The organism is Roseateles chitinivorans, from assembly GCF_050632235.1.
Lineage (GTDB): Bacteria > Pseudomonadota > Gammaproteobacteria > Burkholderiales > Burkholderiaceae_C > Roseateles > Roseateles chitinivorans_A.
In genome coordinates, this window is sequence record NZ_CP192584.1 from 4150221 (window position 1) to 4162312 (window position 12092).

At 69.6% G+C, this 12092-nt stretch carries 13 protein-coding genes; 8 read left to right on the forward strand and 5 right to left on the reverse strand.

All coding sequences use genetic code 11. The features are described 5' to 3' along the window. Positions 1-113 precede the first annotated feature (113 nt). Together ACQ859_RS18795 and ACQ859_RS18800 are read right to left on the reverse strand one after the other, a co-directional pair. Complete coding sequence (locus ACQ859_RS18795) at positions 114-590, reverse strand: hypothetical protein (protein WP_431262205.1); 477 nt, start codon at positions 588-590, stop codon at positions 114-116. A 78-nt stretch (positions 591-668) separates the two neighbouring features. Further along, entirely contained in the window at positions 669-1778 is a 1110-nt protein-coding gene (locus ACQ859_RS18800) for a beta family protein (RefSeq protein ID WP_431262206.1), read from the reverse strand. Between the two features lie 326 nt (positions 1779-2104). Between ACQ859_RS18800 and ACQ859_RS18805 the strand changes: the two genes are divergently transcribed. Further along, positions 2105-3142 (forward strand): alpha/beta fold hydrolase, encoded by a 1038-nt coding sequence (locus ACQ859_RS18805; protein ID WP_431266597.1) that lies wholly within the window; start codon positions 2105-2107, stop codon positions 3140-3142. Between the two features lie 181 nt (positions 3143-3323). Here the strand turns inward: ACQ859_RS18805 and ACQ859_RS18810 are convergent, their stop codons facing one another. Beyond that, entirely contained in the window at positions 3324-3770 is a 447-nt protein-coding gene (locus tag ACQ859_RS18810; RefSeq protein ID WP_431262207.1) for a DUF4148 domain-containing protein, read from the reverse strand. 131 nt (positions 3771-3901) lie between these two features. On the opposite strand from ACQ859_RS18810, the gene ACQ859_RS18815 reads away from it, so the two are divergent. The 3 genes from ACQ859_RS18815 to ACQ859_RS18825 are packed head-to-tail and all read left to right on the forward strand — an operon-like array spanning position 3902 to position 6098. After that, a complete protein-coding gene (locus ACQ859_RS18815; protein ID WP_431262208.1) occupies positions 3902-4780 on the forward strand; it encodes an ATP-binding protein in 879 nt (292 codons plus the stop codon). Next, the gene (locus ACQ859_RS18820; RefSeq protein WP_431262209.1) at positions 4777-5124 is read left to right on the forward strand and encodes a hypothetical protein; all 348 of its coding nucleotides are present in this window, start codon (positions 4777-4779) and stop codon (positions 5122-5124) included. The genes ACQ859_RS18815 and ACQ859_RS18820 overlap by 4 nt, the downstream gene beginning before the upstream one ends. 14 nt (positions 5125-5138) lie before the next feature. Then, positions 5139-6098, forward strand: coding sequence for a 3-oxoacyl-ACP reductase (locus ACQ859_RS18825; protein WP_431262210.1), 960 nt, complete (start codon positions 5139-5141; stop codon positions 6096-6098). Between the two features lie 126 nt (positions 6099-6224). On the opposite strand, the gene ACQ859_RS18830 is transcribed toward ACQ859_RS18825, so the two are convergent. After that, complete coding sequence (locus tag ACQ859_RS18830) at positions 6225-6380, reverse strand: DUF3309 family protein (protein ID WP_067272324.1); 156 nt, start codon at positions 6378-6380, stop codon at positions 6225-6227. A gap of 216 nt (positions 6381-6596) precedes the next feature. Here ACQ859_RS18830 and ACQ859_RS18835 point away from each other — a divergent pair, with 216 nt between their 5' ends. Both ACQ859_RS18835 and ACQ859_RS18840 read left to right on the forward strand, forming a co-directional pair. Further along, positions 6597-8372, forward strand: a complete 1776-nt coding sequence (locus ACQ859_RS18835; protein ID WP_431262211.1) for a RecQ family ATP-dependent DNA helicase — start codon at positions 6597-6599, stop codon at positions 8370-8372. Positions 8373-8427: 55 nt separating this feature from the next. Further along, positions 8428-8946: a DUF1778 domain-containing protein gene (locus ACQ859_RS18840; protein ID WP_431262212.1), complete on the forward strand. Its 519-nt coding sequence runs from the start codon at positions 8428-8430 to the stop codon at positions 8944-8946. Between the two features lie 535 nt (positions 8947-9481). Here ACQ859_RS18840 and ACQ859_RS18845 read toward each other — a convergent pair. Further along, positions 9482-10369 (reverse strand): LysR family transcriptional regulator, encoded by an 888-nt coding sequence (locus tag ACQ859_RS18845; RefSeq protein ID WP_431262213.1) that lies wholly within the window; start codon positions 10367-10369, stop codon positions 9482-9484. Between the two features lie 140 nt (positions 10370-10509). Here ACQ859_RS18845 and ACQ859_RS18850 point away from each other — a divergent pair, with 140 nt between their 5' ends. Both ACQ859_RS18850 and ligK read left to right on the forward strand, forming a co-directional pair. Then, positions 10510-11205 carry a substrate-binding domain-containing protein gene (locus tag ACQ859_RS18850; RefSeq protein ID WP_431262214.1) on the forward strand — a complete coding sequence of 232 codons (696 nt, stop codon included), beginning with the start codon at positions 10510-10512 and terminating at the stop codon, positions 11203-11205. 70 nt (positions 11206-11275) lie between these two features. Then, complete coding sequence (gene ligK / locus ACQ859_RS18855; protein ID WP_431262215.1) at positions 11276-11959, forward strand: 4-carboxy-4-hydroxy-2-oxoadipate aldolase/oxaloacetate decarboxylase; 684 nt, start codon at positions 11276-11278, stop codon at positions 11957-11959. Positions 11960-12092: the final 133 nt, after the last annotated feature.

Here is a 12092-nt window from a genome sequence, read left to right on the forward strand (position 1 = left end):
CCGCCGCCGCTGAAGCGGTCGGGCAGGAAAGGGATCAACGGGGAATCGGCGAGCGCCACACGTCCCGGCGGGCGCCGGGGCGTTCAAGGATCAGTCGAAGGGGCGGCCGCCGATCAGGCGGCCGGCCAGTTGGGTTTCTCTCGGCGGTCTGGGCCGCGCGACGACCAGACCTCCGGCACGGAGCCCGTGGTCACGGGACTGGCGACCGCCGGCAGCACGATGGCCGTGCTCGCGACCGGCTGGCTGTGACCCAGATGGCAGAAGCCGCAGTCGTCGTCGACGCAGGTCAATGCCTTGTCGGTCGTCGTTTCGGTCGTTTTCTGGGGCGCCTTCTCGACGGCTTTTTCAGCTGCCTTGTCAGCGGTCTTGTCGGTGGCCGTCTCGACCTGCGTCGACGCGTCGAGCGAATCCGAGACACCAGACAGGTCCGGGCTTCCAGGAGCGGCCTCCGCCGCCTCATGCCGATGCTGGTGATGGCCGATGTGGTTCACCGCCGGATCGGCTTCATGCGTGCAATAGGTCGCCGCCACCGCCCAGCTCAGCTGGAGCGGCAGCAGGATCAGCAGGAAGACGGTCAACCAGCGGCGCATGGGGCGCGAGTATAGGCAGCCCGGCCACCCCTTCCCCGCCCACGGGCTTCGCGGCGCCCTGTCGCCAGGCGGTGGTTTTCACGAAGTCGGACCCGGCAGCACGGATCGGGTGCTCCAGTGTTCGATCTGCAGCTCGTCGACCTGCGTCGCCAGATGCAAGTTGACACGGATCGCCGTCCACGCCTCGCGGCCCCGCGCGAACACCCGGCCGTTGGCCGCTTCCTGGATCTCGTGTTCGCCCCACAGGTCGCGGGCACCGAACGACGGCGCCGCCGCGATGATGGCTTCGGCCGCCTCCCGATTGGCATCGTCGGCGCTGGCGCGTCGACGGCGCTCGAAGCGCCATTGGCCCTGCCACGGATAGTCGATGCGCACATGGCCGGCCGGCAGCTCCGGACCGGGTTCGCTCGGCGTATGGATGGCCCCGTGATCGCCGTAACCGACGACGGCCAGCCCGCCGAGCCGACGATGCAGCTCGCGTTCGAGGATGGCCAGCCGGCCCGAGCGCGCGTTGTCGTCCGCCTCTGCCGATCCCATCCACTGCGCCGTGGCGGGGAAGCTGTTGCCCATCACCACGACGCGCAGGCTCGGCCATCGCGTCCGCCAGCGCGCGAGCAGATCCAGGCCGGCGCTCGCGCCGCCGAGCAGCCACTCGCGCTCCGTGCCGAAGTCCAGGACGACCAGCGCGCGGCGCAGATCCTCGAGCCCGTCCAACGCCCGCTCCACGATCACGGTCGAGGGCGCCGACCAGCGCGGCGTGCCGCGCAGCCGGAACAGCACCTGGCCGAACTCGCGCTCGATCGCGGCCGCCTGCACCGCGATGCCGCGCTCGCTGGCGCCGTCGGGCATCAGGACGACGGGCACCGCGTGGCGGTGCGCCTGGGCGAATTCGCGCCATGTCCGGAAGCCCTGTGTCGGATCGGCCAGCCGGCGCCAGGCCACCGCATGGTCCAGCGGCACCCGGCCCAGGTCGATGAAGTGCGGCAACTCCTGCATCACCTCGCCCGCCTGCTGCGCGGCGCGACGGAAGTCGACCACGTCGGGCATGCGCTGCGGCGGCGTCAGCGTGATCAGCGGCAGGATCCTGCGCTTGCGCACGCGATCGAGTTCGCGCAACGCGCGCAGCTCGGCCGGCAACGTCTGCAGCGACGGAAAGTAGACGACCTCATCCTGCACCACCCCATTCATCGACAACTCCCGAGGGCCCACGCCCTGAATCCGGACGCCCTGTGCGGCCGGTCCCGGCAGGCTAGGAAGGACCGCGCAGGAAAGCTACAGGTCGCCTTGATCGATGTCAGAAAACGGCTTTGTATATCGCTGTATCTGCAGGTCCGGGCGCGACAGCGGCATGCAAACCCGGGCCCGGGCCGACAAGGCAGGGATACATCGCGAACGTCCACTGCGGGGATCGCCACTTCACACGGAGATTCCGCATGACCGACAGTAACGACCGCAACGAACGCCATGAGCGCCAAGGCCTGAGCGCCTCGTCTTCCCTGCCGGACGTGGCCGGCATGCCGGCCGCGTTGCCCCGCCGCCGATTCCTGCAGCTGGGCGCCTCGGTCGGGGCCGCCGCGGCGTTGCCGCTGACCGGGCTGCTGCCCTCCACCGCGATGGCGGCATCCGCCGACGGCGCCGCCCTCGCGATCGCGCCGTCCTTCGGCACGCTCAAGCAGATCGACGCCGGCGATCTGCGCGTCGGCTACGTCGAAGCCGGTCCGGCCGACGGGCCGCCCGTGCTGCTGCTGCACGGCTGGCCGTACGACGTCCACACCTACGAGTCGGTCACGCCGCTGCTCGCGGCGGCCGGCTATCGCGTCATCGTCCCCTACGCGCGCGGCTACGGCACGACGCGTTTCCTGACCGCCGGCACGGCGCGCAACGGCCAGCAGGGGGCGCTGGCGCTCGACGCGATCGCGCTGCTGGACGCGCTGCGCATCCCGAAGGCGATCGTCGGCGGCTGCGACTGGGGCGCACGCACGGCGGGCATCCTCGCGGCGCTGTGGCCGGAGCGCTGCCAGGCGCTGGTCGCCGTCAGCGGCTACCTGCTGGTCAGCCGCAAGGTCAACGAGCAACCGCTGCCGCCCGCGGCCGAGCTGCAGTGGTGGTACCAGTACTACTTCGCGACGGAACGTGGCCGCCTGGGTTACGAGAAGTACCGCGCCGAGTTCTCGAAGCTGATCTGGCAGCTGGCCTCGCCGCAATGGCGTTTCGACGACGCGACCTTCGCGCGCAGCGCCGCCGCCTTCGACAACCCGGACCATGTCGCGATCGTGGTCCACAACTACCGCTGGCGCCTCGGCCTGGCCGACGGCGAATCGCGCTTCGACGCGGTGGAAGCCCGCATCGGCGCGGCGCCGGAGATCACGATCCCGGCGATCACGCTGGAGGGCGATGCCAACGGCGCGCCGCATCCGCCGTCATCGGGTTATCGCCGCAAGTTCACGGGCAGGTACGACCACCGCGACCTGACCGGCGGCATCGGCCACAACCTGCCGCAGGAAGCGCCGAAGGCGTTCGCACAGGCGATCCTCGACGTCACGCGCTTGTGACGGTGAACAGAACCGCAACGAAAGCGGGGTTCCCTCGTGGGAACCCCGTTGCTCGAAGTCGGATGACCGTCAATGCATGGTCAGGTCATCCTGCGTCTGTCGTCCGGTCCGTCAGGTCGGCACTGTCTCGCTCGGATCCGACGTGCGGATCGTTGCGGCCCGTGCCGGGCATCGGGAGCGATCAACGACCGTACGAATGCGCCGCCTCGAGCTCCGGCGCATATCCCTGCTCGCTCCACATGCGGTCCAGCGACCCATCGGCGCGAGCCTGTTCCAACTCATCCATCACCTGGGCACGTGTCTTGCCGCCTGCAGCAGGCGCGGCGAACTGCACCTGCGTGCTCGTGTCGGCGGACATTCCCACCGTCACGTCGGCATCGGCCTGGTGATTCGAGTACTGCACATCCATGCCTCGGGCTTCGTCGAAGTCGGGCGCGTAGCTGTGGTCGCCTTGAAGCTGGTTGAGGCTGCCGTCCATGCGGGCGGCTTCCAGTTCTGCCGTGACCTGGTCACGGGACTTCGGGCCGGACACGATTTCCTCTTCGACCTGCGCGAACGCCGGCACGCTCAAGGCCACGGCCAGTGCGGCGGCACCCATCGGAATGGAAAGCTTCTTGAAGTTGGTCATGATTGAACTCCTTGGATTGAAAAGTGATCCTGCACGCGGAAGTCCGATGTCATCGGTTCTCCGCTGCGTCGGCGCGCGTTTCAAACGCCTTGGTATCCACTCTAGGCGTGCGACGCTGACATGAGGCGGACATGCGGATGACCGTTTTGTCATCGTTGCGCAGCGCGGGCGGACTGCTGCGCGCGCTGAGGCAGCGCGTCGACCAGCTGACCGCGATGCTGGAGCGCCAACGCCGCTCGCAGGCGCAGGTCGAGGCCTTCAGCGCCAATGTCGCGCACGAACTGCGGACGCCGCTCGCCAACCTGATCACCGGCACCGAAGTGACGATCCGCGATGCCACGCTCGCGCCCGAGACCAGGGACCGGCTCGGCGCCAATCTCGAGGAACTGCGGCGTATGCAGGGCATCGTGGGCGACATGCTGTTCCTGTCGCGGGCCTACGGCGGGCAGCGTGCGCGCCGGCAGCGCGTCGACAGCCTGGCCGCACTGGTGGCCGAGGTCGTCGAATACCACGATGCCGCCATCGACGAGGCCGGTCTGTCGTCGCGCATCGACGGCGAAGCCGCCGGCGACTTCGACGCGGCGTTGCTCAAGCGGGCGCTGTCGAACCTGATCGCCAACGCGACCCGCTACGCGACGGTCGGCAGCGTGCTGCGCATCGGCATCGAGGGATCGCGGTCCGGGCAGATCCGCCTGTGGGTCGCGAACACCGGGCCGGTCATTCCGGCGAAGCGGCTGCCGCGGCTGTTCGACCGCTTCTATCGCGCCGAAGCCGCCGGCAATGCCTCCGAGGTGGACGGTGCCGCGGACGGCGATCACCTGGGTCTTGGTCTGTCGATCGTCGACGCGATCGCGCGGATGCACGGCGGCGCGCCGTTCGCGCGCTCGGACGACCGGGAGACGCGCATCGGGTTGACGTTGAGCGGCGGCATGTCCGGGCGCGCCTACACTGCGCGCCGTTCCCAGCCCTCCCCGGCGGCGTTGCCGACGCCGCCCACCTTGCCGCCATGACCGATCGCCTGCTCAGTCTCGTCCAGCACCCGCTCGGCCGTCGCCTCGCACGCCTGTTCAATCTGCCGCAACCCGTTCCGCTGCTCCGTCGTCAGGACGCCTGGACCGATGAGGAGCTCCTCGGCCGTCCGGTGCTCGCGATCGCGCCGGGCAGCGCGGCGCCGCTGCCGTCGCTGCTGGCGGCCATCGTCGCGCAAGGCGGCGTGCCCAGCGGCGACGGTCCGGTGCGCACGCTGGTGATCGACGCGACCGGTTGCCGTGACGTCCCCGCCCTGCGCGCCCTGTTCGAACAGGCGCAGCTGGCGATGGTCCGCGTCGCGCCGGGGGACGGATCCTCGCCCTGACCTCGGCCGGCGTCATGAGCGCGGCGGAGGCCGCCTGCCTGCACGCGGTGCAGGGCTTCGTCCGCGCGCTGGCCAAGGAGGTCGGCCGGCGCGGCGCGACGGCCAACGCGCTGGTGCTGCAGGAGGGCGCGGCCTCGATGGAATCGCTGGCCGGCGCCTTGCGCTTCTTCGGGTCGGACCGCTCCGCCTATGTCTCGGGTCAGGTGCTTTCCTGGCGCAAGGACGTGGTGCCGCGGCTCGACGTCGAGCGCGCGCCGGTGGCGCTCGTCACCGGGGCGGCGGGCGGCATCGGCGCGGCGACCGCCCGGCGCCTGGCGCTGGATGGCATGCGCGTGCTGTGCGTCGACATGCCGGCGGCGCGCCAGCCGCTGGAGGTGCTGGCGCGCGAGATCGGCGGATCGCTGCTCGCGGCGGACCTGACGGCGCCCGGCGCCGTCGACGAACTCGCCGATGCGGTGCGGCGCCTGCAGGGCGTGGACGTGCTGGTGCACAACGCGGGCATCACGCGCGACCGGACGCTGGCGCGGATGTCGGCGGCGGAATGGGAGTCGGTGATGGCGGTGAACCTCGCGGCCATCCTGGCGATCGATGCGCGGCTGGATGAGGCGGGACTGCTGAACGCCGGCGCGCGCGAGGTCTGCCTGTCGTCCATCAGCGGCATCGCGGGCAATGCCGGCCAGACCAACTACAGCGCCTCGAAGGCCGCGCTCATCGGCTACGTGGGCGCTCGCGCGGCGACGCTCGATGGCAGCGGCGGAACGATCAACGCCGTCGCGCCGGGCTTCATCGAAACGGCGATGACGCGGCGCATGCCGTGGATGGTGCGCGAGGCCGGACGTCGCCTGAACTCGCTCAAGCAGGGCGGCACGCCGGCGGATGTGGCGGAGGCGATCGCCTTCCTGGCGTCGCCGGGTGCACACCCGCTCACGGGCCAGGTGTTGCGGGTCTGCGGGCAGTCGTTGCTGGGCGCGTGAGCGCCGGGCCTGATCGACTTGGCTGACTTGACCGGCATGGCCGGCAGGTTCGAGCCCGCCGGCCATGCGGCGTCCGCCAGGAACACCCGAAAGGGGTGCCCGTTACCGGACCCGTGTGGCGCATCGTCAGATGTAGCCCAGCAGCAGCAGGACGATGAGGATCAGGACGACGAGGCCGAGGCCGCCGCTCGGGCCGTAGCCCCAGCTGCGGCTGTGAGGCCAGGAGGGCAAGGCGCCGACGAGCAGCAGGATGAGGATGACGAGCAGGATGGTGCTGATCATGGAGGTCTCCGGGATCTTGTGACGTGGAGGGGGCCCGTCGCGCGGCGGATTGCGCCTGGCGCGGGCGGCATGGGCTCCACTTGGCAACCCCTGTGCCCGGCGTACGAACCGAGGGACGTACGGAGGGAAACGCTGGGGACACACCGAGGGAGACGCCTCGGGTTCGCGGCTTGCTGAAGGCCCGCGGGACCCTCGCCCTGCCTGTCTCGACACCTCATGCCCTCGCGCCGCCAAGCTCCGTCAGAACGCCTCCTGCTCCAGCAACTGCGCCGCTTCGGGCTGCGCGTCTGGCGACCCGGTCAGAAGGACGTCGTCCATCGCGTGCTGCGGGGCCTGAACACGCTGGCGGTGATGCCGACCGGCGCCGGCAAGTCGCTCTGCTATCAGCTGCCGGCGGCGCTGCTGCCGGGCCGCACCATCGTCGTCTCGCCGCTGATCGCGCTGATGAAGGACCAGTGCGAACGGCTGGGCGCGCTGGGTATCCGCTGCGCGCAGGTGCACAGCGGGCTCGACGCGGCGTCGCTCGCGACCCAGGAAACGATGGCGCTCGACGGCACCGCGCGCGTCGTGCTGCTGACGCCTGAGCGGCTGGATGACGCCGACTGGATCGAGCAGCTCGCGCAGCGTCCGACGGACCTGCTGGTCGTCGACGAGGCGCATTGCATCTCCCAATGGGGGCACGACTTCCGTCCGGCCTTCCTTCGCATCGGCGAGGCCCGCGAGCGCCTGGGACGGCCCGTCGTGCTCGCGCTCACGGCGACGGCGTCCGCGGAGGTCGTGGACGACATCGCGAACCAGCTCGACATCCCCGCCGCAGGCCGCCTGATCGCCGGCACCTACCGCCCCAACCTGCACTACCGCGTCGAGCCGCTGGCGGACGACGAGGACAAGCTCCGGCGCCTGCTCGCACTGGTCGCCGGGGAGCACGGCGGCGACGGAAGCAGCAAGGAAAGCGGCGAACGCGATTCACCGGCCGACGCCCGCGTCGGGGCCGAGAAGCGCCCTGACCTGCCTTCGACAATCGTCTACACGGCCACGGTGCGGGCGGCGGAATCGGTGCATGACGCGCTGGTCGGCGCGGGAGTCCCGGCGGCGCTGTACCACGGCCGCCTGCGCGCCGCGCAGCGCCATGAGGCGCAGGACCGTTTCATGCGCGGCGACGTGCGCGTGATGGTCGCGACCAACGCGTTCGGTCTGGGCATCGACAAGCCGGACATCCGGCGCATCGTGCATTACCAGTTGCCGGCGGGGCTGGACGTCTACTACCAGGAGTCAGGGCGCGCCGGCCGAGACGGCGAACGCGCGGACTGCACGCTGCTGTTCGTCGCCGGCGACCGGGCGGTGCAGCAGTTCTTCCTGAACGGACGGTATCCCGTGCCGGCCGATGCACAGGCCGTGATGGAGGCCCTGCGCGCGGCACCGCCGGACGACGCCGGGTGGACCCTCGACGCGTTGCGGGAGCAGCTCGGCCGGCCGCGCAACAAGCTCGAGGTCCTGACCGGGCTGCTGGTCCGCGAGGGATGGCTCACGGAGGACGGCGATGCGTTCCAGCTGACGGATCCGGTGCCGGGTGATGCGGCCTCGCTGAGGGAGGCCCTCGCCCGCTACGAGGCCAAGGCCGGACAGGACCGCCGCCGGCTCGAGCAGATGGTGTTCTACGCGCAGAGCGGCCTGTGCCGGTGGCGGGTGATGCTGGAGGCCTTCGACGAAGCGGCGGGCTTCGAACGCTGCCACGGCTGCGACAACTGCGCGCGCATCGATGCGCACGAGCGCGAGTCCGCTGCGCACGTCGTCGACGCGACAGCCGACAACTCGCCCGTGATCGCGGTGGTGTTCCACCCCGGCGATGCGGTGCGCGTCAAGCGCTATGGCGGCGGCGTGGTCGTCGAGGCCAGCGCGGACAGCGTGACTGTCGCCTTCGGTCAGGAGAAGCGCAGCTTCCTGCCGCACTACGTGAAGCGCGAGAAGCCGCCAGCGGCGAAGGCGGCCTGAGGGGCGCCCTCAACTCCCCCTTTGGTAGCCCCTCCTCATGGCCCCTCTCGGGGCGATGCGCATTGACGCGGCTTCGTGGAGCATGACGTTGTCGCGCAGAGATCCTTTGAGGCACGTCAACGGAACGCCGGATTTCTGTCGCGACACCCGTCGGCTGGCTTGCTTCGTGGCCGCATCGGCAGCAGCATTTCAGCCTTTCCAAACTCCTAGAAATTTTCGTATCGTGACGGCATTGAACCCTGACCACGGCACCTACGTGCCCCCCGCCATCGCAACGCAGATTGCTCCCCCTCAACGCGCAGCGCCCATCGAAAGCGATAAGAGCGTTTGGCTGCAAATCCCCACCGATCTTCGCGATCTGATCATTTCCGCAGCCGAGTCCCTCAACAAGACGCGTGCCGCTTTCGTGCACGACGCGATGCGGGACGCTGCCGATGACGCATTGCTCTACAAGGCGACGCAAGAGCTCACGTCGGAGCAACTGCAGGCCTGCGAGGACATCCTGGAACGACCGCTCAGCGAAAACGCGGCCTATCAACGAATGATGGCGAGGAAACCGCCATGGGAGCTTTGACTCGCGGCGGCCTTCAGCCGCCGAGCTTGCTCATGCCATCCCATGACCGCAGCGGATTCCGCTGCGGTCATGGGAACCTCGATACGTGGCTCGAACAACACGCCGTATCCAACCAGAAGAACGGAGCGTCCAGGACTTACGTCGTGACCACGGCATGTAACGTTGTCGTGGGGTTCTACTCGCTCGCTCCTACGGCGCTGAAGAGCAATCTGGCGATCGGCGCCATCCGTCGCAATGCGCCATCCCTTGTCCCCATGTACCTCTTGGGACGTCTGGCGGTGGATAGCCTCTGGCAAGGAAATGGCATCGCTTCATCCATGATTCGTGATGCACAACGGAGGGTTCAGGCTGCTGCGCGCATTGCCGGTGGAAAGGGCCTGATGTGCCACGCCATCGATGTGAATGCCAGGGCCTTCTATGCCGGCCAAGGCTTCGCACCCTCACCCCACGAGCCTCTCCTGCTCATGCTTCCGTTGGGGAGCGTCGGCACGACGAACTCGGTCAACGAGGACAGACCTCGCCGCCTGACAGCGTGTCAGCGAGGCTCCCCCACCATCCTCATGATCACCTCCGCCGTCTTCTGCATCAACGGCGTCGCCCGTTTGCTGGTCGGCGTGACCAGGCACAGCGTGCTCTGGATGTCCGCCTTCGCGAACGGCGTCGTGACCAGGCGTTCCGGCCTTTCGTAGATTTGCAGCGCGTCCTCGCCCAGTGCCGCATGGCCGATGCCGGCCGCCACGCAGTCCAGGATGGCCGGGACGCTCGCCACTTCCCATCGCACGTCGAGCTGCACGCCCGCCATCGCCGCGGCCTGTTCCATCAGCGCGCGGAAGATGTGCCCCCGCTGCGGCATCACCAGCGGATAGCGCGACAGCTGCGACAAGGTCGGCGGCCGTGCCGGCGCCTGATCCTTGGGGCTGACCAGGCACAGCCGCTCGCGCCGCAGCGGCAGGATCTCCAGCGCCGGCACCGGCTCGGGGTTGTAGACCAGCGCCAGGTCCGTGCGGCCGGTCAGCAGCCATTCGGTCAGATGGACCGAGAAGCCTTCCATGATCGTCAGCCGCGCCTGCGGCATCTCCGCCTGGAACGCCCGGATCAGCGCCAGCGTGTGCAGCCGCGCCAGCGTCGGCGGCATCGCGATGGTGATCTGCCCGACCGGTTCGCTGCGCCGCGCCCGCAGGTCATCCTTGGCATGGCTGACCAGGTTCAGGATGTCCTGTCCATGCTGCAGCAGACGCCGGCCCGCCTCGGTCAATGCCACGCCGCGGCCGTTGCGCAGCAGCAGCGTCTCGTGCAGCTCCGTTTCCAGCGCCCGCACCTGCCGGCTCAGCGCCGGCTGCGCCACGCCCAGCACCATCGCGGCCTTGCTGAAACTGCCGTGCTCGGCCACATGGACGAAAGTCTCCAGTTGAGTCAGGTTCATGGCGGCATGCTCTCATGAACCGGCATGGCCCCGCATCCGTGTCATGCCGGATCGGAATAGCAGCTAGTGGAACCCAGAACTGGTTCCACCGGGCTGGCGGGACCAGAATCCGCCCCACTCGACCGCTTCCGGACCACCCCGTGATCGCACCCCTCGCCGGCCTCTCCTCGATGGCCACCCGCGCCCTGCTGGCGGACCTGTCCGCCGGCTACACCGCCGCGCACGGCCTGGAGATCCGGTTCGAATCGATCGGCGGCGTGGACGCCGCCAGACGGGTCGAGGCGGGAGAGATGCTGGATCTGGTGGTCCTCGCCGCCGACGCGATGGAACGGCTGCTGAACGCCGGCCACCTGCGCGCGGGTTCACTGCGGCCGATCGCCGATTCGCCGATGTTCATCGCGTCGCCGGAAGGCCACGCCCGACCTGCCGTCGACACTGCCGAGGCGCTGCGCCAGGCCCTGCTCGGCGCGCGGGCCATCGGCTATTCCACCGGCCCGAGCGGCCAGGCGCTGCTGAAGCTGCTCGAGGACTGGGGGCTGCGCAACGCCCTCGCCGACCGCCTGCATCAATCGCCCGCCGGCGTGCCCGTGGCGAAGATGGTCGCGCAGGGCGATGTCGATCTCGGGTTCCAGCAACTGAGCGAACTGCTGGGCCATGGCGGCCTGACGATCCTCGGTCCGATGCCCCCCGGACTGGAGATCGTCACCCGCTTCGCCGCAGCCGTCGCCACGACCAGCGCCGAGCCCGCCACCGCGCAACGCGTCGCCGATGATTTCGCGTCCGCCCGTCACGAGGCGCTGCGGCACCGGCTGGGTCTCGCTTCCCCGGTCGTCTGAGCGCCCGCTGCGCGCCCTGACGTCCGTCACCCCCTCCCGATCGACCGCCCCCCACAAGAAGGAACCCGCCATGTATGAAATCGGCGTCGTCTACCGCAACATCGCCCGCGCCGACCGCATCGCCGCCGATGCGCTCCGCCACTTCGGCGCCGCGACCGTCCATGAGGCGCAGGGCCGTGTCGGCCTGCTCAAGCCCTACCTGCGTCCGATCCAGTCGGGTGTCGCGGTCTCCGGCACCGCCGTCACGGTGCTGCTGCAGCCCGGCGACAACTGGATGATGCACGTCGCCGCCGAGCAGATCCGCGAGGGCGACATCGTCGTCGCCGGTGTCACCGCCGAATGCACCGACGGCTACTTCGGCGACCTGCTGGCCACTTCCTTCCAGGCACGCGGCGCCCGCGCGCTGATCATCGACGCCGGCGTGCGCGACGTCCGCACGCTCAACGAGATGGGGTTCCCGGTCTGGAGCAAGTGCATCTCCGCCAAGGGCACGATCAAGGCGACGCCGGGCTCGGTGAACATCCCCCTCGTGTGCGCCGGCGCGCTGGTGCATCCCGGGGATGTCATCGTGGCCGACGACGACGGCGTCGTCTGCGTCCCGGCCGCGCTGGCGCAGAAGACGCTGGACGCCGCCGCCGCGCGCGAGGCCAACGAGGGCGCCAAGCGCGAGCAGTTCGCCGCCGGCGTGCTCGGCCTGGACCTGTACAAGATGCGCGAGCCGCTGGCCAAGGCCGGCCTGCGCTACATCGACTGATTCAAGTCTTCCGCTTTACCCGCCCTATCGCTTTACCCGCAGTTCCGAGCAGCAGTTCCCATCCACCCGAGCGCCCCGCCTTGCAGAGGGCGCCGACGACAAGAGATCGACGGAGACAACGACGATGACTGCC